Source organism: Labedaea rhizosphaerae, assembly GCF_004362825.1.
Taxonomy (GTDB): Bacteria; Actinomycetota; Actinomycetes; order Mycobacteriales; family Pseudonocardiaceae; genus Labedaea; species Labedaea rhizosphaerae.
Map to the genome: position 1 here is coordinate 17652 of NZ_SNXZ01000016.1, position 22018 is coordinate 39669.

General features: G+C 69.7%; 21 protein-coding genes, 2 tRNA genes and 1 other RNA gene. 9 read left to right on the forward strand and 15 right to left on the reverse strand.

The features are described 5' to 3' along the window. Positions 1 to 24 precede the first annotated feature (24 nt). Together EV186_RS38350 and EV186_RS38355 are read left to right on the forward strand one after the other, a co-directional pair. Complete coding sequence (locus EV186_RS38350) at positions 25 to 798, forward strand: metalloregulator ArsR/SmtB family transcription factor (RefSeq protein WP_133854477.1); 774 nt, start codon at positions 25 to 27, stop codon at positions 796 to 798. Then, complete coding sequence (locus tag EV186_RS38355; RefSeq protein WP_133854478.1) at positions 795 to 1382, forward strand: dihydrofolate reductase family protein; 588 nt, start codon at positions 795 to 797, stop codon at positions 1380 to 1382. Before EV186_RS38350 ends, EV186_RS38355 begins: the two co-directional genes overlap by 4 nt. Before the next feature lie 407 nt (positions 1383 to 1789). On the opposite strand, the gene ssrA is transcribed toward EV186_RS38355, so the two are convergent. Next, positions 1790 to 2163, reverse strand: a transfer-messenger RNA (tmRNA) gene (gene ssrA / locus EV186_RS38360). Between the two features lie 158 nt (positions 2164 to 2321). On the opposite strand from ssrA, the gene EV186_RS38365 reads away from it, so the two are divergent. Further along, complete coding sequence (locus EV186_RS38365) at positions 2322 to 3017, forward strand: sensor domain-containing protein (protein WP_166659533.1); 696 nt, start codon at positions 2322 to 2324, stop codon at positions 3015 to 3017. Here EV186_RS38365 and EV186_RS38370 read toward each other — a convergent pair. The 9 genes from EV186_RS38370 to EV186_RS38410 all read right to left on the reverse strand — a co-directional run bounded on the left by EV186_RS38370 (position 2995) and on the right by EV186_RS38410 (position 11898). Then, entirely contained in the window at positions 2995 to 3906 is a 912-nt protein-coding gene (locus EV186_RS38370; RefSeq protein WP_133854480.1) for an amidohydrolase family protein, read from the reverse strand. The two genes, EV186_RS38365 and EV186_RS38370, sit on opposite strands and share 23 nt — an antisense overlap. After that, on the reverse strand, positions 3900 to 4379 hold the full coding sequence (gene smpB, locus EV186_RS38375) for an SsrA-binding protein SmpB (RefSeq protein ID WP_133854481.1): 480 nt from the start codon (positions 4377 to 4379) through the stop codon (positions 3900 to 3902). Before smpB ends, EV186_RS38370 begins: the two co-directional genes overlap by 7 nt. A gap of 30 nt (positions 4380 to 4409) precedes the next feature. Further along, a complete protein-coding gene (gene ftsX, locus EV186_RS38380; protein WP_133854482.1) occupies positions 4410 to 5339 on the reverse strand; it encodes a permease-like cell division protein FtsX in 930 nt (309 codons plus the stop codon). Between the two features lie 48 nt (positions 5340 to 5387). Further along, positions 5388 to 6077: a cell division ATP-binding protein FtsE gene (gene ftsE / locus EV186_RS38385; protein ID WP_133854483.1), complete on the reverse strand. Its 690-nt coding sequence runs from the start codon at positions 6075 to 6077 to the stop codon at positions 5388 to 5390. A gap of 73 nt (positions 6078 to 6150) precedes the next feature. Further along, the gene (gene prfB, locus EV186_RS38390) at positions 6151 to 7248 is read right to left on the reverse strand and encodes a peptide chain release factor 2 (protein WP_133854484.1); all 1098 of its coding nucleotides are present in this window, start codon (positions 7246 to 7248) and stop codon (positions 6151 to 6153) included. Between the two features lie 53 nt (positions 7249 to 7301). Then, the gene (locus EV186_RS38395) at positions 7302 to 7802 is read right to left on the reverse strand and encodes a PadR family transcriptional regulator (RefSeq protein ID WP_133854485.1); all 501 of its coding nucleotides are present in this window, start codon (positions 7800 to 7802) and stop codon (positions 7302 to 7304) included. A 379-nt stretch (positions 7803 to 8181) separates the two neighbouring features. Then, positions 8182 to 8255, reverse strand: a tRNA-Met gene (locus tag EV186_RS38400). A gap of 493 nt (positions 8256 to 8748) precedes the next feature. Continuing rightward, positions 8749 to 8822 (reverse strand) — tRNA-Met (locus EV186_RS38405). Between the two features lie 52 nt (positions 8823 to 8874). Beyond that, entirely contained in the window at positions 8875 to 11898 is a 3024-nt protein-coding gene (locus tag EV186_RS38410) for a UPF0182 family protein (RefSeq protein WP_133854486.1), read from the reverse strand. 168 nt (positions 11899 to 12066) lie between these two features. On the opposite strand from EV186_RS38410, the gene EV186_RS38415 reads away from it, so the two are divergent. Next, complete coding sequence (locus EV186_RS38415) at positions 12067 to 12612, forward strand: PPA1309 family protein (protein WP_133854497.1); 546 nt, start codon at positions 12067 to 12069, stop codon at positions 12610 to 12612. Between the two features lie 18 nt (positions 12613 to 12630). Here the strand turns inward: EV186_RS38415 and EV186_RS38420 are convergent, their stop codons facing one another. Further along, positions 12631 to 13743 (reverse strand): YlbL family protein, encoded by a 1113-nt coding sequence (locus EV186_RS38420; RefSeq protein ID WP_133854487.1) that lies wholly within the window; start codon positions 13741 to 13743, stop codon positions 12631 to 12633. A gap of 141 nt (positions 13744 to 13884) precedes the next feature. Here EV186_RS38420 and EV186_RS38425 point away from each other — a divergent pair, with 141 nt between their 5' ends. Then, entirely contained in the window at positions 13885 to 15282 is a 1398-nt protein-coding gene (locus tag EV186_RS38425) for a zinc-dependent metalloprotease (protein ID WP_133854488.1), read from the forward strand. A gap of 5 nt (positions 15283 to 15287) precedes the next feature. On the opposite strand, the gene EV186_RS38430 is transcribed toward EV186_RS38425, so the two are convergent. After that, positions 15288 to 15815, reverse strand: a complete 528-nt coding sequence (locus EV186_RS38430) for a M48 metallopeptidase family protein (protein WP_133854489.1) — start codon at positions 15813 to 15815, stop codon at positions 15288 to 15290. 118 nt (positions 15816 to 15933) lie between these two features. Between EV186_RS38430 and EV186_RS38435 the strand changes: the two genes are divergently transcribed. The 4 genes from EV186_RS38435 to EV186_RS38450 all read left to right on the forward strand — a co-directional run bounded on the left by EV186_RS38435 (position 15934) and on the right by EV186_RS38450 (position 20114). Then, positions 15934 to 17007, forward strand: coding sequence for a TOMM precursor leader peptide-binding protein (locus EV186_RS38435; RefSeq protein WP_133854490.1), 1074 nt, complete (start codon positions 15934 to 15936; stop codon positions 17005 to 17007). 254 nt (positions 17008 to 17261) lie between these two features. Beyond that, positions 17262 to 18563 carry an ABC1 kinase family protein gene (locus tag EV186_RS38440; protein WP_208116017.1) on the forward strand — a complete coding sequence of 434 codons (1302 nt, stop codon included), beginning with the start codon at positions 17262 to 17264 and terminating at the stop codon, positions 18561 to 18563. An 80-nt stretch (positions 18564 to 18643) separates the two neighbouring features. Then, entirely contained in the window at positions 18644 to 19555 is a 912-nt protein-coding gene (locus tag EV186_RS38445; RefSeq protein WP_133854492.1) for a hypothetical protein, read from the forward strand. Between the two features lie 40 nt (positions 19556 to 19595). Then, positions 19596 to 20114, forward strand: coding sequence for a GNAT family N-acetyltransferase (locus EV186_RS38450; protein ID WP_133854493.1), 519 nt, complete (start codon positions 19596 to 19598; stop codon positions 20112 to 20114). Positions 20115 to 20129: 15 nt separating this feature from the next. On the opposite strand, the gene EV186_RS39305 is transcribed toward EV186_RS38450, so the two are convergent. The 3 genes from EV186_RS39305 to EV186_RS38460 are packed head-to-tail and all read right to left on the reverse strand — an operon-like array spanning position 20130 to position 21930. After that, a complete protein-coding gene (locus EV186_RS39305; protein WP_166659534.1) occupies positions 20130 to 20300 on the reverse strand; it encodes a hypothetical protein in 171 nt (56 codons plus the stop codon). Between the two features lie 10 nt (positions 20301 to 20310). Then, on the reverse strand, positions 20311 to 21213 hold the full coding sequence (locus tag EV186_RS38455) for a class I SAM-dependent methyltransferase (RefSeq protein ID WP_133854494.1): 903 nt from the start codon (positions 21211 to 21213) through the stop codon (positions 20311 to 20313). A gap of 27 nt (positions 21214 to 21240) precedes the next feature. Then, entirely contained in the window at positions 21241 to 21930 is a 690-nt protein-coding gene (locus tag EV186_RS38460; RefSeq protein WP_133854495.1) for a hypothetical protein, read from the reverse strand. Between the last annotated feature and the right edge of the window lie 88 nt (positions 21931 to 22018).

Here is a 22018-nt window from a genome sequence, read left to right on the forward strand (position 1 = left end):
TCTCCATGCTGAATACTTCTCGGCATGGAGCAGATCGCATCAGCACTCGGAGACGGCGCCCGCTGGCGCATCGTCGAGCTGCTGGCCGAGCGACCACGATCGGTCGGGGAACTGGCCGAGCTGACCGGCCTGCGTCAACCGCAGACCACGAAGCACCTGCAAACGCTTGCGCGCAGTGGCCTCGTCACCGTCACCCCTCTCGGCCAGCGTCGCGTCTACGCGTTGGACTCCGCTCCGCTGAAGGAGTTCGAACGGCGGTTGCGGGACCTGATCGAGCGCACCGACGCGCACGCCGGTGACCGCGACGTCATCGCCCGCTACCAGGCTTCGATCGAAGCGGAGACCGCCGCAGCCGACCGTGCCCACTGGGCCGACGGCCGCACGTTCTCGTTCGAGCGGGTGCTGCCCGCGCCGCGCGAGGTCGTCTGGCGGCACTGGACCGACCCGAACCTGCTGGCGTCGTGGTGGGCCCCGCCGTCGATGACGACGACCGAGTGCGTGATCGAGCCGTCGCCCGGCGGCCGCGCGGTCCTGGCCTACCGCGACGCCGAGGGGACCTACCGCTCGGAAGGCCGCGTCCACACGGCAATCCCGGCCGAACGCCTGGTGTTCGACCTGTCGATCGTGGACGCCTTCACCGCGACCTACGACGTCACGTTCACCGAAGACACCCGCCTGCACATCGACATGACCATCACCGAATCCACTATGGACGCCGCCCAGTACGTAGCCGGCATCGAAACCGGCTGGGGCCAGGTCCTCGACAACCTCACGAGAGCATTGGGAGCAAAGCCATGACCCGCAACGTCCGCGTCAACATCAGCCTCACCCTCGACGGCCACTACAACGGCCCGGACGGTCCGGGAGACATGGGCGCGATCATCCCGTTCGCCGTCACCGACGTGGCCCGCAACCACCTGAGCCGCATCCACGACGGTGCGACGACGGCCGTCTTCGGCCGCGGCAACGCCCTGGGCTTCGTCGGCTACTGGTCCACCGTCGCCGAGGACGAGAACGCCGACCCGCGCGACCGCGGTTATGCGAAGTGGTTGGTGGACGCGGAGAAGGTCGTCTTCTCCCGGACGCTGACCGAGGCGCCGTGGGACCACTCCCACGTGGTCGAGGGCGACCCGGCGGCCGTGATCGCCGAGCTCAAGGCTTCGGGGACTGGCGACATCCTGGTCAACACGGCGCCGTCGATCGCCAAGCCGTTGCTGGCGGCGGATTTGGTGGACGAGCTGTACCTGATCGTGACGCCGGTGATCACGGGCGGCGGCGACCGCCTCTTCGAGGACGGCTTGCCCGCGACTCACTGGACCTTGACCCGTCAAGAGGTCGGCGAGACTGGCGAAATGGCCCTGATCTACACCCGCAAGCGCTGATCTCTGGTCCGGAATCTCAGTGGTGGGTTCGGTTTGACACGGGGACCCCCACGGCGGCCAGCAAGCGCGAAACAAGGGGCAGGCAGGCCTGCCCTTGCTTGCCGACCAGCGTACGGCCGCCGTGCCCCGTGTAAAACCGAACCCACCACCGGCCCGTTTGCTTGGCCTCGCTGGTGGGCCTTGTGTGGGTGCGGCCTGGTCTCGCAGGGGCGCTCATCTGCGGCGGCTTGGTCTCGCGGCGGCGCGGCCTTCCCGCTGCAGTGGGCGGCTGGCCGACTGCGCTGGTCACCACTCACGTGCCCAGCGCTGGTTCGAGAGGAGCTCGCACCGTGGGGGTGTGGGGGCTCGGCCCCCACAACAAAAGCCGAAACGCCCCTGTCCGCGCTTTCCGCGGACAGGGGCGCTCCGAGTGGAGGTGCCGGGAATCGAACCCGGGTCCTCTGTCGTCTCGACAGGACTTCTCCGTGCGCAGTTCGCTATGCCTCTACTCGGCCCCGTCGGTCACGCGAACAAGCCGACGTGACGGGCCCAGTCACTGTGAGTGTCCCTACCAGCCCCCGTGACCGGGTCTGGCGGTGAGCCTCCTAGCTGATGCCGGCTGACCAGGGCGGAGGCGCCCCTGGGCCGACAGACTTCGCCTCGCTCAGGCGGCGAGGGCGAAGTCGCGCTGACTGTTAGTCTTGGCGCTTATTGGTTTGCGGGCGACGCTTGAGGTGGTCATCCCGCCTGCACCTGCACGCTTCCCCTGACTCAACGTCCAGAGTCGAAACCGTTCACCCCCTTGTTGGGATCTGTCTCTGCAAGTCTAACGCTTCCGCCAACCTGGATCATCCCGATTGGTAGGGCTAGCTCTACCCCGATCCGGTGCCTCGCCCCATCGTGACCGGGCCGGCCTGCGAGCATGCTGAACGCATGACGACGGTTGTGGGGAGAGGGACGATGACAACGGTGGAGGAAACGACGGCGGGCACGCCGTCGGTGGGTGCCGCGAACGTGTACTTGCTCACCACGCTGCCGCTCGGCATCTTCTGGTTCACGATGACGGTCGCCGTGTTCTCCATGGGCGTCCCGCTGCTGATGTTCTGGCTCGGTCTGCCCATCGCGATGCTCGGCATGATGATGTGGCGCGGCGGCGCTCGCCTGGAGCGCGCACGCGCCCGCACGCTGCTCAACCGCTTCATCGCCGAGCCGTACCGGCCGCTGCCCGGCGGGTTCATGCAGGACATGAAGGCCCGCGCGAAGGACCCGGCCACCTGGCGTGACATGGTCTACCTGGTGTTGCTGTTCCCGATCGGCCTCTTCTGGTTCATCTCGTTCGTGACGCTGTGGGCCGTGGGCCTCGGCCTGACCACGCTGTGGATCTGGTTCCGGTACCTGCCCAACGGCGAGGCACCGCTGCTGGACTGGGGCCAGGGCAACGGCCCGGTCATCCTGGTGAACTCGACGCTCGACGCCCTGCCGTGGGCGATCGGCGGGCTGCTGGTCCTGGTGGCGACGGTGTTCCTGAGCCGGGCCGCGGCCAAGCTGCACGGGCGGTTCGCGCAGGCGATGCTGGCGCCGACCTGGGGTCAGCTGCGCCGGGCCGACGAGCAGTACCGCGAGCGCTTCGACGCTACCCGGACGTACCCAGCCTGAGCAGGCGCGACGGGTTGTCGTGCAGGACGGCACGCAGGAACGGCTCGCCGAGCCGGTCGTCGGCTTGCGCCCAGCCGGCGATCGCGGCGAGCTGTTCGGCGTACGGGTACGGGATGGACGGGAAGTCCGTGCCCAGGACGATCCGGTCTGGCAGGGCCGCCAGCCGGTCCAGCCAGTCGTCCGGCAGCGGGCTCATGCCGGCGGTGAACGCGACGCCCACCATTGTCGTGTCGAGGTGCAGGCGCGGGTAGCGCTGCGCCAGGTCGAGCGCCAGGCCGATCTCCGGCATCCCGGCGTGGGCGAGCACCGCGGTCAGCGCCGGGTGCCTGCGCAGGACCTCTTCGAACACGTCGAGCCCGGTGAACTCGCCGGGAGCGGGACCGTGCCCGCAGTGGATGACGACCGGCACACCGGCGTCGGCGATCATGCCCCACGCCTGGTCGAGCAGCGGGTCACGCGGGTCGTAGCCGCCGACCTGCACGTGGGCCTTCACGCACCGCGCACCGGCTTCGAGGGCCGCGCCCAGGTAGCTCGTCACGCCGGGCTCGGCGTAGATCGTGGCGGTCGGGACGGCGCCGGGCGTGCGGGCGGCGAAGTCCAGCACCCACTCGGTCAGCCACGCGCCCATGCCCGGCTTGTGCGGGTAGACCAGCGGCGCGAACACGCCGACGTTCAGTTTGCGCAGCACGTCCAGTCTGTCCTCTTCGGACATCCGGTACTGGATCGGCCACGGGGTGCCGTAGTGCTCCGCGGCTTCGTCGAAGTACGCCCACACCTTCTGCTGCATCCGGTCGGGCAGGAAGTGCAGGTGCAGGTCGACCAGGTGCGGCAGCCCGAGCGAGGCGACCCACGGCGCCACGTCGGCGTCGGTCAGCGGCCCGCTCACCAGCGGCCGCGCTTGGCCGCCCGCCCGGCCGCCCGCGCGATCTCGCGCTGGGCATCACGCTTGGCCAGGTCCTGGCGCTTGTCGTAGGACTTCTTGCCCTTCGCCAACGCCAGTTCGACCTTCACCTTGCCGTCCTTGAAGTACAGCGACAGCGGAACGAGGGACAGACCGCTCTCCCTCGTTTTGCCGATCAGCCGCTCGATCTCCTTGCGGTGCAGCAAGAGCTTGCGGGTGCGGCGCGGCGTGTGGTTGGTCCACGTGCCCTGCACGTACTCGGGGATGTGCAGGTTGCGCAGCCACACCTCGCCGTCGTCGACCGTGGCGAAAGCGTCCACAAGCGACGCCCGACCCTCGCGCAGGCTCTTGACCTCGGTGCCCATCAGCACCACGCCCGCCTCGTAGGTGTCGAGCACGGTGTAGTCGTGCCGAGCCTTGCGGTTCGACGCGATCACCTTCTGCCCGCGTTCTTTCACCATGGTGTTGACCTTACGTACCTGGGCAAATGCTTAGTGCCGCACGTACAGGCGCAGGGTCACGTATCCGGTGAACGCCGAGATCACGATGGCCGACAGCAACAGCCACGGCGACACGAGTATCACGTCCAACGAATCGATCGGCGGCATGATTCCCGCGGAGATCGGGCCGGCCAGGACCTTGTCGAGGAACCACGCCTTGGCGCCGAACAGCCCCAGCGTGCCGAGGATGGCACCGACGACGCCGGCGACCACCGCTTCCAGAAGGAAGGGCAGCTGGGTGTACCACCGCGTCGCGCCCACCAGGCGCATGATGCCGACTTCTGTTCGCCGCGTGAACGCCGAGACCTGGATCGTGTTGGAGATCAGCAGCAGGGCGGCGACGGCCTGGATCAACGCGATCGCGAACGTCGCGTTGCGGATGCCGTTGAGCAGCCCGAAGAACCGCTTGAGGAAGTCGGCTTGGTCGCCGACGGTGTCCACGCCGGGCTTGCCGCTGTAGGTCTGCTTGATGACGTCGGAGCGGTTCGGGTCCTTGGTCTTCACCTGGAACGACGCGGGCAGCGACTCCTGGCGCGCCAGCTTCAGCAGCTCCGGCTGGGCGGCGAAGATCTCCTGGAACCGCTTGTACGCCTGGGCCCGGCTCTCGAAGACCACCGACTCGACGGCCGGGTCGTTCTCCAGCTGGGTGCGCAGCGCCGTGCACTCCTGCGTGCTGCAGCCCGGGCCCGCCTTGCCGTTGACCAAGGTGTCGTTCTCGGCGCTGACGTCCTTGGTCAGGTAGACGGTGACCTCGACCTTGTCGTTGTAGATCACCGACATCTTGTCGATCATGCGGACGACCAGCAGGCCGCCGCCGAGCAGGCCCAGCGAGATGGCGGTGGTCAGGATCATCGCGACGGTCATGGTCACGTTGCGACGCAGGCCGGTGATGACCTCGCTGATCACGAAGCTGGCACGCATGGGGCAGGGAGTCCTCGGGAGTCGGGGGAAGAGGCGGTGGGGTTCGGGTCAGCGGCCTACGCCGTAGACGCCGCGGGCGTCGTCACGGATGACCCGGCCGAGAGAGAGCTCGACGACCCGGCGGCGCATCGAGTCCACGATGGAGTGGTCGTGCGTCGCCATGAGGACCGTGGTGCCCGTGCGGTTGATCCGCTCCAGCAACAACATGATGTCCTGGCTGGTGTCGGGGTCCAGGTTTCCGGTGGGCTCGTCGGCGAGCAGCATCAGCGGCCGGTTCACGAACGCGCGCGCGATCGCGACGCGCTGCTGCTCACCACCGGAGAGCTCGTTCGGCATCCGGTTCGCCTTGCCGTCGAGGCCGACGAGCTCGAGCACCTCGGGCACGACCTTCTTGATGGTCGGCCGCGGCTTGCCGATCACCTCCAGGGCGAAAGCGACGTTCTCGGCGACCGTCTTGTTGGCCAGCAACCGGAAGTCCTGGAACACACAGCCGATCGACTGGCGCAGCCGCGGGACGCGGCGCCGGGCCATCCGCGCCACGTCGAAGTTCGCGACGTAGACCCGGCCCTTCGAAGGGATCTCCTCGCGCAGCAACAGGCGCAGGAACGTCGACTTGCCCGAGCCGGACGGTCCGATGAGGAACACGAACTCGCCCTTGTCCACCTCGACGTCGACGTTGTCCAGCGCGGGGCGTGCGGAGGACTTGTAGGTCTTGGAAACGTGTTCGAGCCGGATCACGAGGCGCGAGTCTACCTGCGGCCGTTATCGACCCGTTGCAGTACCGGCTTGATGACTCTTCGCAGGTAGACGGCTACGCAGTCTTGCGCCAGCGGATGCCGGCCTCCAGGAAGCCGTCGATGTCGCCGTCGAGCACCGCCGAGGGGTTGCCGACCTCGAATTCGGTCCGCAGGTCCTTGACCATCTGGTACGGGTGCAGGACGTAGGAACGCATCTGGTTGCCCCAGGACCCGCTGGAGGTGTCCTTGAGGGCGTCCATCGCGGCCTGCTCCTCCTCGCGGCGCCGCTCGAGCAGCTTCGCCTGCAGCACGGCCATGGCCGACGCCTTGTTCTGCAGCTGCGAGCGCTCGTTCTGGCACGACACCACGATGCCGGTCGGGAGGTGGGTCAGGCGGACGGCGGAGTCGGTGGTGTTCACGCCCTGCCCGCCGGGGCCGGACGAGCGGTAGACGTCGACGCGCAGGTCCTTCTCGTCGATGACGACGTGGTCGGTCTGCTCGACCACGGGCGCGACCTCGACCGCGGCGAACGAGGTCTGGCGGCGGCCCTGGTTGTCGAACGGCGAGATGCGCACGAGCCGGTGGGTGCCCTGCTCGACGGACAGCGTGCCGTAGGCGTACGGCGCGCTCACCTTGAAGGTGGCCGACTTGATGCCCGCCTCTTCGGCGTAGGAGACGTCGTAGACCTCGGTCGGGTAGCCGTGGCGCTCGGCCCAGCGCAGGTACATGCGCATGAGCATCTCGGCGAAGTCGGCGGCGTCGACGCCGCCCGCCTCGGACCGGATGGTCACCAGCGCGTCGCGCTCGTCGTACTCGCCGGAGAGCAGCGTGCGCACCTCGATGGAGGCGATGTCGGTGCGGAGGCGGGCGCGCTCGGCGTCCGCCTCCGCGAGGCTTCCCTCGTCCCCTTCGTCCTCGGCGAGCTCGTAGAGCACGGGCAGGTCGTCGAGGCGGGACCGCAGTTCCTCGATCCGGCGCAGTTCACCTTGCTTGTGCGAGAGCTGGCTGGTGACCTTCTGCGCGTTCTCCGGGTCGTCCCAGAGGTCCGGCTTGGTCGCCTGGGTCTCCAACTCGCCGATGGTCGAGCGCAGTCCATCGAGGTCCATCACCGCCTCGACGTTGCCGAGCGTCGCGGAGAGGTCCTTGAGGTCTGCTGCCACATCGGGGTTCACACCGGCAAAGATTACGCGGAATGCCGGACGTGCCGGTGGTCAGCCTGGGGTTGTCAGCTGCCGGAGATGGAGTCGAGCAGCTTGAGCGTGGCCTTCGCGCGGGCGACCCCGTACTCGGCGATCGCCTTGGCGTTGGGGCCTTCGGCGCTCTTGGCCGCGGCGCGGGCCGCGTCGTGCTCGGCGGTGTAGGCCTGCTTGGCGGAGTCGATCAACGCGGACCGCTGCTTCGCGGTGAGCGTGTCGGCGTGCACCAGGCGCAGGATCAGCGGGCTGCGCAGGTGGTCGGGGCCGGGCTCGCCGGTGAGCCAGGTCTTGAAGGCCTTCTTGCCGGCAGCGGTGATCACGTACTGCTGGCTGGAGCGGGCACCTTGCTTGCCGAGCCGGACGAGGCCGGAGTCGGCGAGCGCGGGCAGCTCCCGGTAGACCTGGCTGCGGGTCACGCTGAAGAACGAGCCGAACCGCTCACGAGCGGCGGCGACGAGCTGCCCACCGGTTTGGGGACCGTCGTGCAGCAGCCCGAGCAATGCGGCGGCAGTGGCATTGAGATCAGACACCCCACAACCGTGCCACGCGGAGCGTTGGCTGTCCACAGTGGCCGCTAAATCTGTCCAATGTGGCTGATCGTGTTCGAGAGACCGTCCGGTTGCGACATACGGGTTACGGGCCCTACCGCCTTCCGTGTGAGACAAGGACTTCCGTCCCCCAAAGGCACCAACGGCACTAACCCACCAAGCCCACCGCCCGCGCCGCGGGCGCCTCACCGAACGGACGGACGCCGGAATAATCCGTCAGAAACCCGCCCAAGAAACACCCCAACAGCCCAACGCCGAAGCTGCCACAACACCAAATGCCCCACTGGCGCTCGGGACAAGCTCTACGAAAATGAAGCAACCCCCGTCTGCGTGTTCCGCAGACGGGGGTTGCCCGGATGAGTAGCGGGGACAGGATTCGAACCTGCGACCTCTGGGTTATGAGCCCAGCGAGCTACCGAGCTGCTCCACCCCGCGTCGGTAATACCAGTCTACACGCCCCGGAAGGGCCCTCGCACCCGCATACCCCAGACCACTGTGGACACCCATAACCCCAGGCCCCAGCCCCGCAACCCGCTCCCCCGCACCCGCCAAGGGCAAGAGGGCAGAACCCACCCGAGGGTTCTCCAGACAGATCGAGTCAACCCCGGGTCCCACGGGACGCGGCACTCGCACGCTCGCACCGCCGCAGCGCACGCCGCCGGAAGCACCAGGCCAAAGCCCGCCTTCCGCACAGCTCGACGCGCCCCCACGCAACCCCGGGTCCCCAAGGACGCGGCGCACGCAAGCTCGGGTCCCCAAGGACGCGGCGCTCGCAAGCTCGCGGCGCTCGCGCCGCGGCTACGCCGCGGCGACGCGCCGGGGGCAGGGGGGCGGAGCCCCCGCTCGGGGGTCTGGGGGTCGCCCCCCAGATACAAATGCGAAACGGCCCCCGTCTGCGCAATCTGCAGACAGGGGCCGCCCGGACGAGTAGCGGGGACAGGATTCGAACCTGCGACCTCTGGGTTATGAGCCCAGCGAGCTACCGAGCTGCTCCACCCCGCGTCGGTGATACCAGCTTACAGGTACGCCGGCGCGGGGTGTCGCGGGGGTCGGATCAGCCTCCGCCGGAGGTCGGCGGCGGCTTGGTCGTCGTGGTCGTGGTGGTCGTGGTCTTGCCCTTGGCCGCGTCGTACCGCTTGGACGCCGCGTCAAGGTCGGCGAAGGCCTTGGCCACACCTTCGTAGTCGTTCTTGGCCTGTGCCGCCTTGAGCCGCTGGAAGGCTGACGCCATGTCGTTGGCCGCCGCTTGCATCTCGGCGCTGTTGCCGCTGCCCGGCTGGGTGTTCGGCGGTTGCGTCGTGCTGGTCGGCGGCGTCGACGTGCCGGTGCTCGGCGGTGGCGTGCTCCCGCTCGGCTGGGTGGCAAGTTCGTCGGCGCCCGGTCCGAAGACCTGGTCGAGCGCCGCGCCGAGCGTCGTCGAGAACCCGATCTTCTTGCCGTACGCGACGAGCACGCGGGCGAGCTGAGGGAAGGCGTTCGCCGCCTTCTGCTGGATGTAGATCGGCTCGACGTAGATCAGGCCGTTGGCGACCGGCAACGTCAGCAGGTTGCCGAACTTCACCGTCGACTGCTGGTTCTGCAGCAGCGTCCGGTCGGCGGTGAAGCTGCCCTGGAAGTTGTTCTGCACCTGGATCGGCCCGTCCACCTGGGACGAGGCTTGCGGTAGGCGCAACACCTTGATCTTCCCGTAGTCGTCAGGGTCGGACGACACGGAGACCCAGGACGCGAGGAACTGCCGCTTCAAGCTGGTGAGCGCGCTCGTCACCTGGAACGTCGGCTTGGACTGCTCCGGCGTCTGCGCCACCACGTAATAAGGCGGCTGCTTCTCCCCGTTGATGTCGGTGGGGCTGCCGCCCTCGACGGTCGGGTCCGGCGGCACGTCCCAGAAGGTCTGCGTGGAGAAGAACTCCTGCGGGCTGCCGACGTGGTAGCGGGCGAGCAGGTCGCGCTGGACCTTGAACAGGTCCTCCGGGTAGCGGAAGTGCGTCGCGAGCTCCGGCGGGATGGCGCTCGTCGGCTTCACCGTGCCCGGGAACACGCCCTCCCACGCCTTGAGCACCGGGTCGGTCTCGTCGACGGCGTAGAGGGTGACGCTGCCGTTGAACGAGTCGACGACGGCCTTCACGGAGTTGCGGATGTAGCTGATGTTCTCTTCCTGGCGCGGCCCGCTGTTCAGCGAGTCGCTGGTGACCTGGCCGAACTGCGTCTTCTGCGCGTACGGGTAGTTCTCCAGGGTCGTGTACCCGTCGACGATCCACTGGATCCGCCCGCCGACGACCGCGGGGTACGGGTCGTTGTCGAGCGTCAGCCACGGCGCGACCTTGCTGACCCTGGTCTTGGGGTCGCGGTTGTACATGATCCGCGAGTTGTCCTTGATCTCCCCGGAGAACAGGATGTTGCGGTCGGTGAAGTCGGCCGCGAACACCAGCCGCTTGAACAGGCTGCCCACCGGGACACCACCGGTGCCGGTGTACTCGTAGGCGGGCCGGTTCTGGCCGTCGTACTCGCGCGGCGCGCCGACGATGGCGTAGTCGGTGGCGAGCTCGCCGTAGTAGACCCGCGGCTCGGTGATCGGGATCGGCAGCGGCTTCTTGGTCTCCTTGGCCGAGTCCATGGAGTTCAGGTCGCTGACGGTGAAGATCGGGTAGCCACCGCGGGTCGAGGTCGTGGCCGTGGTGTTCGACGTGGGGCTCTCGGGCGTCTGGCTGGGTGCCTCGTCGACCGTGTTGGCCGCCGCGGCGACGAAGCCGTTGCCGTGGGTGTAGACGACGTGCCGGTTGATCCAGGACCGCTGGTTCTCGGCGAGGTTGTCGGTGTTGATCTCGCGCGCGGCCACGACGTAGTCGCGCAGCTGGTTGTCCACCGTGTACCGGTCGACGTCGAGCTTGGCCGGGAAGCCGTAGACGTTGTCGGTGGCCTGCTGCTGGGTGAACGTGGGGGCGAGGATGTTCGGGTCGAGCAGGCGCACGTTGGAGATGGTGTTGCTCGCGCCGGCGTCCTTCTGCAGCTGGTCGAGGTCCGCGGTGGAGGTGCCCGGGTAGTCCTTGATCTCGACCTTGTCGGGGCCGAGCCCGAACGCCTGGCGGGTGGCGTCCATGTTGCGCTGGATCGGGATCTGCTCCTTGGCGCTCTCGTTCGGCTTGACCGAGAACTGCTGCAGCACCAGCGGCCACGCGGTGCCGATCAGGATGCTGGACAGGACCAGGAGGACGGTCGCGATCGCGGGTAGCTGCAGGTTGCGCAGGAAGGCGCCCGCGAAGAACGCGATGGCGCAGAACACCGAGATGCACAACAGGATCAGCTTGGCGGGCAGCACCGCGTTGAGGTCGGTGTAGGTGGCGCCGGTGAACAGCGAGTTCCGGTCGTCGGAGAGCAGTTCGTAGCGTTCGAAGAAGTAGCTGACCGCGTAGATCAGCACGAAGACGCCCGCGGTCACCGACAACTGCACGCGGGCCGGGGTGGCGAGCTGGCCGCCCTTGTTCGCCAGCCGGATGCCGCCGAAGAGGTAGTGCGTGATCAGCGCGCCGAAGAACGCGACGACGACGGTGACGAAGAGCCAGCCGATCAACCACGTGTAGAACGGCAGCTTGAATGCGTAGAAGCCGACGTCGAGGTGGAACTCGGGGTCCTGGATGCCGAACGACGTCGAGTGCAGGAACAACTGCACGACCTGCCAGTCGGACTGCGCGGCCCAGCCGGCGATGAGACCGACGAGCACCGGCAGGCCGATCCCGATCAGCCGGACCCGCTGCACGACGGTCGAGCGGTAGCGGGCGAGCGGGTCGTCGGCGCCGCTGACCGGTACGAACACCGGGCGCATGCGGTAGGCGACCCAGATGCTCACCGCGAACACGCCGCCGACGAGCAACCCAAGCACGAAGAACAGCACCACCCGCGTGACCAGGATGGTGCTGAACACCGAGTGGAAGCCCACCTCGCCGAACCACAACCAGTCGACGTACGCGCCGAGCAGGCGCGCGCCGATGATCAAGATCAGGATCAGGCCGACGACGATGCTGAGCAAGATCTTGCCGCGCCGCGGCAGCTTCGGGAGGCCGATCGGGGGCCGAGTGGCCACAGGGCACGCTCCAACTGGTGTTCGACACACGGTTGTCAGCCGTCGCGCACCCGCCGTGCTCGACCGCCGCCGGACCGGACCTGGTGGACCGTTCCGATATGTCAACTGTAGAGATGTCCCGGATGGTTCCCGCAGCACCCGTCGAGCGGGTGTCGCGTGGATGCGACGATGGTGGTCGTGCCGACTTCGCCGAACCCCGCCCACCTGCCTTCGCTCGCCCGTGAAGTGGAGGATTTCGTGGCCTCGGGCGGCTGGGACCAGCCTCCGCAGCTGTTCGCGCTGGTGCCCACCGCGGAGCTGCTCGCCCAGCAGCCCGAGCTCGCTGGCCAGGTCGACCCGGCCAGCCCGCTGACCCCGATCGCCCAGGACCCGCTGCCCAGCGAGGACCTCGCCGACGCGCTGGCGGGCATCGAGTGGCCGGCCGCCGTGCACGGCTGCGCGCTCGCCCAGGAGATCGTCGTGCTGCCACCGGACGTGGAGGCCGAACTGCCCGACGGCAGCAACGAGGCCGAGGACACCGAGGTGTTGCGCCGGGTCGCCGCCGAGCACCCGCTGCGGCGCGAGGCCCGGCTGGTCGCCGCGGTGCTGCGCGACGGCTCGGCCGCGTGCGTGCTGCGGGTGCGGGAGTCCGGTGTGGACGTCGAGGAGGAGGTCGTCGAGCACCCCGAGCTCGCGCCGAACCTCACCCGTGCGCTGCTGCAGACCCTGCGGTAGCGCTCAGCAGCCCGGCCCTCAGCAGCCCGGTACCGGCCGGTGCGCCTTGAGGTTCTTCAAGGCGTCGATCGCGCCCTGCAGGTTCTCCACCCGGATGAGCTGGAGGCCGTCCGGCACGCGTTCCTTGGCCTCGGCACAGTTGTCGGCCGGGACGAGGAAGGTGGTCGCGCCGTCCTCGCGAGCGGAGACCATCTTGAACGGGATCCCGCCGATCGGTGAGACGTTGCCCTTCACGTCGATCTCGCCGGTGCCCGCGATCGTCTGACCGTTCGCGAGGTCGTCGCCGGAGAGCCGGTCGACGATGGCCAGCGCGAAGATCAGCCCGGCCGAGGGACCGCCGACGTCGGCCAGGTTGATGGTGGTCTTGAACTTCACGTCGGCGCGGTCGACCGCGGTCAGGCCGATGAAGCCCTCCTTGCGGTCGTCCGGCGGCGTGCCGAGGGTGATCGACACCGTCTTCGGCGCCGCGTCGCCGTGCTTGATCACCATCGCGATCTTCTGGCCGGGCTTGGTGCCGGTCAGCGCCTTGCGCACGTCTTCCTGCTGGTGGATGACCTGACCGTTGACGTCGACCAACTGATCACCCGGCGCGATCGCCTTGTCGGCGGGCGCGCCCGCGACGATCTCGCCCGCCAGCACCTTGATCGGGAAGTGCAGCGTGCGCAGGGCCGCGACCTCGGCATTGCTCTGCGAGTCCTGGAACATCTTGACGTTTTCCTTGGACACCTGGTCCTCGGTCTCGCCGTTCGGGAAGTACTCCTCGCGCGGGGCGAGCGCGTACCGCCCGCTGATCCAGAGCCCCATCGCGCCGAAGAGCGTCACGTCGCTCGACACCTGCACGGTGGTCATCCGCAGCTGGCCGTGCGTGGGCGCGACGGCGTGACCGTCGATCTGCACGACGGTCTTGTCTCGCACCGAGCCGAGCGTGTCGTAGGTCGGCCCGGGGCCGATCGCCACGTAGGGCACCGGCACCACGAACCCGGCGACCAGGAACGCGACCACCAGCACGCCGCTGACCAGGACCGTCCAGCCGCGCCTGCTCAACCGCCTGCCCGCGACGTGCTGCTGTTCGGCAGCAGCCGGCTTGTCCTGCTCCTGCTGCTCGGCCGGTGTGGGAGTGCTCACGCCCATCCCCTCGCAGCGGCTCGGGGCCGGCGTCCACCGGCTCGCGGTGCCATCGGTTCGCTCGCACGCTCGCTCACGACGCAACAGCGTACGACCAGCGTGATCACCACCGTCCGCAGGTGTGGCGCCGCCGCGTACCGTGGGGGCATGAGCGACACGCCGTTCGGCTTCGGACCGCCGGACCCCGACGACTCCAGCCGCAAGGGCGGCCAGGGCGACAACCCCGGCGGCCCTGGCTCGGGCGGGCAGGAGAACCCCTTCGAGGCGTTCAGCCAGCTCGGCCAGATGCTCAGCCAGCTCGGCCAGATGCTGAGCCAGGCCGGTGAGTCGAGCGGTCCGGTCAACTACGACATCGCCAAGCAGATCGCCGTGCAGAAGCTCGGCGGCGCCGGCTTCACCGGCGACCCGGACCCCGGCGGCGCGATCGCCGACGCGGTCCACCTCGCCGAGATGTGGCTCGACCCGGTGACGACCCTGCCCGTGGGCGCGACCACCACCAAGGCGTGGACCCCGCGCGACTGGGTCGACTCGACCCTGCCGACCTGGCGCCGGCTGTGCGACCCGGTCGCCAAGCGCGTGTCGGGTGCATGGGTGGAGGCCCTGCCTGCCGAGGCCAAGGAGGCCGCCGGCCCCCTGCTGTCGATGGTCGGCCAGATGGGTGGCATGGCCTTCGGCTCGCAGCTGGGCAACGCGCTCGGCCAGCTCGCCGGCGAGGTGCTGACCTCGACCGACATCGGCCTGCCGCTCGGCCCGGAGAACACCGCGGCGTTGGTGCCCGCCAACGTCGAGGAGTTCACCAAGGGCCTCGAGCGCCCCGCCAGCGAGGTCACGGTGTTCCTCGCCGCGCGCGAGGCCGCCCACCAGCGGCTGTTCGCCCACGTGCCGTGGCTGCGGCAGCGGCTGCTCGCGACCGTCGAGGAGTTCGCCCACGGCATCAAGGTCGACACCGACGCGCTCCAGCAGCTCACCCAGGGCATCGACCCGACGAACCCCGAGAGCCTCGAGCAGGCCATGCAGTCCGGCATGCTCGAACCGCAGACCACCCCGGAGCAGAAGGCCGCGCTCACCCGCCTGGAGACCATGCTCGCGCTGGTCGAGGGCTGGGTCGACGTCGTTGTCGGCGACGCCGTGACCGACCGGCTGCCCGGTGCCGACGCGCTGCGCGAGACGCTGCGCCGCCGCCGTGCCTCCGGCGGTCCCGCCGAGCAGACCTTCGCCACCCTCGTCGGCCTCGAGCTGCGCCCGCGCAAGATGCGCGCGGCCGCGGCGCTCTGGCGGCTGGTCGGCGACCAGCAGGGCATCGAGGCCCGGGACGGGCTGTGGGCGCACCCGGACCTGATGCCCACAGCGGAAGACCTCGACGATCCGCTGGAGTTCGCCGAGCGGCTCGGCGCGACGCCGCAGCTCAGCGACGACCCGCTGGCCCAGCTCCAGGAAACCGAGGAGCGGGAGCGAGCGGCGCGGGAGAAGGACGCGCAGGAGAAGGACGCGCCGAAGGACGGTGGGTCGGCGAGCGACGAGGGACCCGACGAGAAGTCGAGCTGACCCGCTCAGTCTTCTTCCATCGACCACCCCGCCGCCGCCGAGAGTCCTTCCAGGTAACCGATGGCCCGATCGGTGCGCGGGTACTTGCGCACCAGCGCCCAGAACTCGGGCCCGTGGCCTGCCTCCTGCAGGTGCGCGAGCTCGTGCACGATCACGTAGTCGAGCACCCAGCTGGGCACGTCGCGCAGCCGTTCGCTGACGCGGATGGTCCGGTCGACGGGGGTGCAGGACGCCCATCGGGTGCGCATGGGCGGCACCCACCGGATGCTGCGCGGCGACGGGCCGCCACGCAGGTACCGCGCGGTGAGTTCGCCGCAGCGCTCGAGCAGCGCCGCGTCGGACTCGCGCGCGGGTGAGCGGCGCCTGGTCTCGCTGCGGAGCAGCCTGCTCTGCATCTCGGCGACCCAATGCGCCTCTTCCTTCTTGGTCATCCTCGCCGGGATCAGGACGACGATGGTGTCGCCGTCCCGGTACGCGGTGACGGTGCGTGTCCTTCGCTTGCTGCGACGGACTTCGACGCTTTCTTCGGCCACACCCCAACGTTAAAGCCAACCGCCGACAATTCGGCAGGGTTCTCTTGCAGCTGTGGATAACTGGGTGCCTGTGGACAACTGGTTGCACGGGAGGTTCGCGCGCTGCCAGCCTGGCGGCATGACCGAGTTTGCCGAGATCAGCGACGTCACCCAAGCCGAACTCCCGGTGCCGAGGCGCCCCCGCGTCCTCGCCGGGGTCGCGGTGCTGCGAAGACGCACGGGTGAGCTCCAGATCGGCATCGAGCCCGACCACGCGACCGTGCTGAGCGGGCTCTCGCCGACCGTGGAGCGGGCGATGCACCGGCTGACCGGCGCTCACACGGTGGCCGACCTGCTCGGCACCTCGCCCGAGCCGCAGGAGCACGACGAACTGGCGAAAGTGCTGCGCCAGCTGGACAAGCGCGGCCTCGTCGAAGACGCCACGGACCACCCCCGGCCCACCGCCCGGCTGGCCGCCGACGTCACGTCGAGCGTGCTGAACGGCCTGACCGGCGCGCACGTCCCCGACCTGCGCGCGCACGCGACGATCGAGGTGCACGGCAACGGCCGGCTGGCCATCGCCGTGGCCTGCCTGCTCGCGGCGGCCGGAGTCGGCCGGGTCCACCCGATCGCCGGCGGGGTCGTGGTCCCGGAGGACGTCGGCACCGGATACCTGGAGTCCGACGTCGGCCGGCCGCGGCGCACGGCCGCGCGCGAGGCCATCGAACGCGTCGAGCCGTGCGCGGTGACCAGGCCGTTGCGCCGGCCGACGCTGGTCGTGCTGGCCGACTCGGCCGTGCCACGCCCCGATGTGGTCACCAAGCTGAGCCGGGCGAAGGTCCCGCACCTGCTGGTGCGCGTGCACGAGCGGACCGGCGTGGTCGGGCCGCTGGTCGTGCCGGGCCGGTCGAGTTGCCTGCACTGCGCGGACCTGCGACGCACCGAGCTGGACCCGTGCTGGCCATCGGTGGCGGCGCAGTTGGCGGGCCAGACGCGACCGGCGGATCTGGCGTGTGCGCAGGCCGTGGCCGCGCTGGCCGCCGCCCAGGCGTTGCGTTTCGTGGCGTGGCGGCCACCGCAGTCGCCGCCGCCGGTGTGGAACGGCTCAATCGAGCTCGACCCGTTCGAGTCGACGACCCTCGCCCGCGACTGGCCACCCCATCCGGCGTGCCCGTGCGGTGCCCACCTGCGCGAGGAGAACCTGGATCGATGACCGTCCGGTCCGCCGTCCCCGGCGCGGCGGCGGACCGGGCCGATACGCCCTGAGCGAAACCGGCCCGGCCCGGGTGGCGACCGCCACAGCCCTTGATCCCCGGTCGCTCCCCGGCCCTCAGCAGCGCCCTCACCTCCCGCTTTCCCCCGCAAGCCGTAACAACGAGCGGGTCGCGGGCGCTGGGTGGTCGACCGGGTCGGCCAAAGCGGCTGCACAGGACCGGTCGAGACGGGAGAATCGCACGAGTGACCGACATGCCGCGCAAGACCGCCGCACGCACGGCCAAGCTGGCCAGCCTGCCGCTCGGGGTGGCCGGGCGCGTCGTCGGCGGGTGGGGCAAGCGCTTGGCCGGCCAGTCGGCGGAAGCGGTCAGCGCCGAGATGTCGGCCAAGACCGCGGAGCAGCTCTTCGCCGTGCTCGGCCAGCTCAAGGGCGGCGCGATGAAGTTCGGCCAGGCGTTGAGCGTGTTCGAGGCCGCCGTGCCCGACGAGCTCGCCGAGCCCTACCGCGAAGCGCTCACCAAGCTGCAGGCGGCCGCGCCCCCGATGAGCACGAAGGCCATGCAGCGGATGCTCGACGAGCAGCTGGGCAGCGGCTGGCGGAGCCGGTTCGCCGAGTTCGACGAGCAGCCCGCGGCCGCGGCCAGCATCGGCCAGGTGCACCACGCGACGTGGCACGACGGCCGCGAGGTCGCCGTCAAGATCCAGTACCCGGGCGCCGACGAGGCGCTGCGCTCCGACCTGCGCCAGCTCATGCGGTTCAGCAAGCTCTTCCAGGCGGCCGTGCCGGGCACCGAGATCAAGCCGCTGCTGACCGAGCTGACCGACCGGATGACCGAGGAGCTCGACTACCGGGCCGAGGCCGACAACGAGCGTGCGTTTGCCAAGGCGTTCGCGGGCGACGAACACGTCCTGGTTCCCAAGGTGCTCGCCAGCGCACCGAAGGTCATGATCACCGAGTGGGTGGACGGCACCCCGCTCGCCTCGGTCATCCGCGAGGGCACCCGCGAGGAGCGCGACCGGATGGGCCTGCGGCTGGCCGAGTTCCACTTCTCGGCGCCCGCGCGCGCCGGGTTGCTGCACGCCGACCCCCATCCCGGCAACTTCATGATGCTGGCCGACGGGCGCATGTGCGTGATCGACTTCGGCGCGGTCGCGAAGCTGCCGGACGGCTTGCCGAAGCCGCTCGGCGTGATGACCCGGCTCGCCCTGGACGGGCGGTCGGAAGATCTTTACGAGTTGCTGCGTGCCGAAGGGTTCGTCCGCGACGGCACCCATATCGACCCCGAAGACGTGCTGGCTTACCTCATGCCGTTCGTGGAACCCGCTGGGCCGCAACAGTTCCACTTCACCCGGAAGTGGATGCAGCAGCAGGCGGAGCGGGTCGGCGACCTGCGCGGGAAAGACTTCCGCACCGGGCGGTCGTTGAACCTGCCACCGCAGTACCTGTTGGTGCACCGGGTCACCCTCGGCACGACCGGAATCCTTTGCCAGCTCGACGCGGAAGTGCCGATGCGCTCGGTCATCGAACGCTGGCAGCCGGGCTTCGCCGACTGAATCTTCCGTTCGCGATCGGAGTTGTCCACAGATTGCCGGGGGTGGCTTGGCAAGGCCGGATTCCACGGCACGATCGAGGCATGACGACAACCACGAGCCCGATCGACATCGACCTCTACGCGCCCGACGGCATCGTGCGCACCGCCGACCTCGCCACCGCCGGCGTCTCGCACTGGACGACGCAGATCCGTTGCCGCCCAGGCGGTGTGTGGCAGCGCATGCTGCCCGGAGTGATCTTGTTGTCGGCCGCACCGCCGACACCACGCCAGTTGCTGCGTGCCGCACTCGTCTATGCCGGTGAGGACGCGGTCGCGACCGGCGTCGCCGCCATGCGTGAACACGGCGTGCCGGTCGACGACGACGGTCGCGTGCACGTGCTGATCCCCCGCGAGCGCCGGGTGACCGGCATCGGATACGTCATCGTGGAACGCACGGCCCGCTTGCCGCCGCCCGAGTACGCCAGCGGGCTGGCTCTCGCCCCGATCGTCCGCTCCACAGTGGACGCCGCACGCACGGAGAAGGACCCGGCCCGGTTGCGTGAACTGCTCAAGGCCCCGGTCAAGGCAGGCCTGTGCGGGTTCGACCAGTTGCGGGACGAACTGGCGGTCTGCAACCAGCGTGGCAGCGCCGCGCCCAGGGCACTGCTCGGCGAACTGGCCAACGACCGCCGCTCGCTGATCCGCGCACGGGCACGCCGGGTCCTGCGCACCACCCCGCTGCCCAAACCCGAATGGGACGTCCGAATACGGGCGGGTACCGGCGAACCCGTCACGGTCGACGCGTGGTGGCCCGAGACCAAGCTGGCCTGGGTCATCACCGACCCCACGACCCCGCTCGGCGCGGACCCGCACCCGCTGAGCAAGCACCGGACGACGGTCGTCCGCACGCCCGTCACCCGCCTGCGTGACGACCCGGACGCGGTGTCCCGCCAGCTGACCGCGGCGTTCCTGCACAGCGCCCTGACCACTCGGCGGGAGGTGTCCGCACGCTAATTCGGTTGCCCACCAACACATCCGCGAGCACCCTGGGTCCATGGAGGCGCTGATCAGACCGGCGACCGAGGCCGATACCGCGGGGATCGCCGAGGTGCAGGTTCGGACGTGGCAGAAGGCGTACGCCGGCCTCCTGCCCGCCGAGCAACTCGACGGCATGTCGGTTGAGCGATCCCACCGCAACTGGACGAGCCGGCTCGCCAACCTGGCGCCCACCGGTGCCTTGATGGTGGCCGACCTCGACGGCGAGATCGCCGGCTTCGTCAGCTGCGGCCCGTCCCTCGACGAGGACGCCCCACCGGACCGGGGCCAGATCTACGCGATCTACGTCAGGGCGGCGCACTGGCGGTCCGGGATCGGTCGGCGACTCAACAACGCGGCCCTGGAATCGTTGCGGGCCAACGGTTTCCGCACCGCCACCTTGTGGGTGCTGCGCGCGAACACGCGCGCATGCGACTTCTACACCACCGTCGGCTGGGTGGCCGACGGTGCCGAGCAAAGCGAGGAGATACATGGAATGACAGCGGACGAAATCCGCTACGCCCGCCCCTTGGGCTGACCTGACTGCCGACGGTCACCAGTACTCGTCGGGCAGCTTGCCCTCGATGTCCCGCACGTGATCGCGCGCGCAGTCCGGGCACAGCCAGACCGGTCCCCGGTCGGTCTTGTCCATGACCCACGACAGCGCGCGGACCGGCGGATCGTCGGCCCGGCTCGCGCTGCAGCGGGAACAGGTCTCCGTCACACCCGAGACGCTACGCCGGCGGTACCGGCCGCGTGCCGTGGTGGACGGTCGACGCGCTGAGGACGAACACGTCGTCGCTGTTGCCGACAAACGCGGAGTCGTGGGGGTCGATCAGGCGAGCGACGGTGGCTCGGTCTTCCTCGCTGAGCCACTCGCCTGCCATGTCGGCCATGAAGGTCAGCCAGTTCACGACCGACTCGCGCGCCGGGGCGGACGCGGGCGCCGGATGGTCCACCAGAAAACCCAATGAGGTGACGTCGCCAAGCCCCGCCGCGGCCAGCGCACGCCCCCACCCGCCAGGCAACCGGACGACATCCGGCATGTCGGCTCGCATCCGCTCGAACCACGACTCCCGAGCCGCGAGAAGGCGACCCTGCAACCCAGGCGTCCCGATGCCGACATCCCAGGGCAGGCACTGGGTCGCCAGGCCGCCTTCGCGCAGGGCGAGCCGACCGCCCGGGCGCACCATCCGGGCAAGGGTGTTCACGCCGCGCTGCTGGTCGGGAAGGTGGTGCACCACCCCGGACGCCCACACCAGGTCGCCCGCGGGCACCAACTCTGGCAACGCCGGATCGGCCGCGTCGGCGAGCACGGAAACGACCTCGACCGCGGGGGCCTCGGCCCGCACGTGCGCGGTGGCCGCATCGAGCAGCGCGGGCACAGCGTCGACGAGCACCACCGTGCCCCCACCGGCGGCGGCGAGCGCGCGGCCGAAAGCCGAGCTCATGCCTCCGGCCCCGGACCCGATGTCGACCACGGTCGCGCCTTCGGGCAGCCCGGCGGCAAGCCGCTGCGCGACGTCGGCGTGGGTGTCACGGTCGAGCGCGTCGATGGCCTGCAGGTGGCCGAGCCGCTCCGCCCAGTTGATGCCGTCGTGGGTGTGCCCGTGTCCATGGCCGGTGGTCGTGCTCATGCCAAGCACGCTACCGCCGTGGGCGGGTCAGGCGGGGGCGGCGAGCGGGTAGCCGATCCGGCTGATCTCGTCGGCGATCGCGGCGCGGGTGGTGGCGGGGTTGAGCGCGGTCACCACCTCGTCGGTCAGCGGGCGCCCGGCGTAGAGGTGGCGCACGGCGTCGAGGTCCACGGGCTGCTCGTAGTAGTCCCGCGCCCAGTCCCGGGCGGCCTCGGCGGTGCCATCGGTGAGCAGGCCGAACAGCCAGTCGGCACCGTCTTGGTCGCCGCCGGCCGGGAAGTCACCGGCGGGAAAGTCGATGACGCCGTGGCGCCAGGCATCGTCCTGCGGCTCGCGCCACAGGCAGACCGTCACGTGCGGCGTTCCGTACCCGTCGCCGAAGGCGGGCTCGTCGAGCTGGGCCCGGAACACCTCCGGGACGGAGTCGAGCACGCCGGGCCACGGCTCGCCGTCGTCGGTGGCGTGGGGGCTCATCGGCGACTCGTGGTCGAAGCCGCGCACGTAGACACCGGCGGCGGTGAACACGATGGCGTACTCGTCGCCTGCGCCGTTGCGTGCGATGGCCACCTCCTCACCCGGCCGCCAAGCGGGGTCGTACTGGTGGTAGCGATCGCGGCTGTCGGGGGCGAGCACGACTTCGAGCACGGCCAAGGCCCGGCACAGTTCACGCAACCGGGCGACATCGGGCAGTCGGGGCGCGACGTCGTAGACGGTCACTAGTGCACCCTCTTCCGTGCGGGCCCTTGGATGGGGCTTGTGGTAGGAACTAGGCGGAAGCCGGGGTGACGGCCCGAGTCGGTAGCCC

Coding starts and splice junctions, on each gene's coding strand:
- EV186_RS38350 (WP_133854477.1), top strand. CDS start 25: ATGGAGCAGATCGCATCAGCACTCGGAGACGGCGCCCGCTGGCGCATC.
- EV186_RS38355 (WP_133854478.1), top strand. CDS start 795: ATGACCCGCAACGTCCGCGTCAACATCAGCCTCACCCTCGACGGCCAC.
- EV186_RS38365 (WP_166659533.1), top strand. CDS start 2,322: ATGACAACGGTGGAGGAAACGACGGCGGGCACGCCGTCGGTGGGTGCC.
- smpB (WP_133854481.1), bottom strand. CDS start 4,379: ATGGTGAAAGAACGCGGGCAGAAGGTGATCGCGTCGAACCGCAAGGCT.
- ftsX (WP_133854482.1), bottom strand. CDS start 5,339: ATGCGTGCCAGCTTCGTGATCAGCGAGGTCATCACCGGCCTGCGTCGC.
- EV186_RS38415 (WP_133854497.1), top strand. CDS start 12,067: ATGGTGGTCGTGCCGACTTCGCCGAACCCCGCCCACCTGCCTTCGCTC.
- EV186_RS38420 (WP_133854487.1), bottom strand. CDS start 13,743: ATGGGCGTGAGCACTCCCACACCGGCCGAGCAGCAGGAGCAGGACAAG.
- EV186_RS38425 (WP_133854488.1), top strand. CDS start 13,885: ATGAGCGACACGCCGTTCGGCTTCGGACCGCCGGACCCCGACGACTCC.
- EV186_RS38435 (WP_133854490.1), top strand. CDS start 15,934: ATGACCGAGTTTGCCGAGATCAGCGACGTCACCCAAGCCGAACTCCCG.
- EV186_RS38440 (WP_208116017.1), top strand. CDS start 17,262: ATGCCGCGCAAGACCGCCGCACGCACGGCCAAGCTGGCCAGCCTGCCG.
- EV186_RS38445 (WP_133854492.1), top strand. CDS start 18,644: ATGACGACAACCACGAGCCCGATCGACATCGACCTCTACGCGCCCGAC.
- EV186_RS38450 (WP_133854493.1), top strand. CDS start 19,596: ATGGAGGCGCTGATCAGACCGGCGACCGAGGCCGATACCGCGGGGATC.
- EV186_RS38455 (WP_133854494.1), bottom strand. CDS start 21,213: ATGAGCACGACCACCGGCCATGGACACGGGCACACCCACGACGGCATC.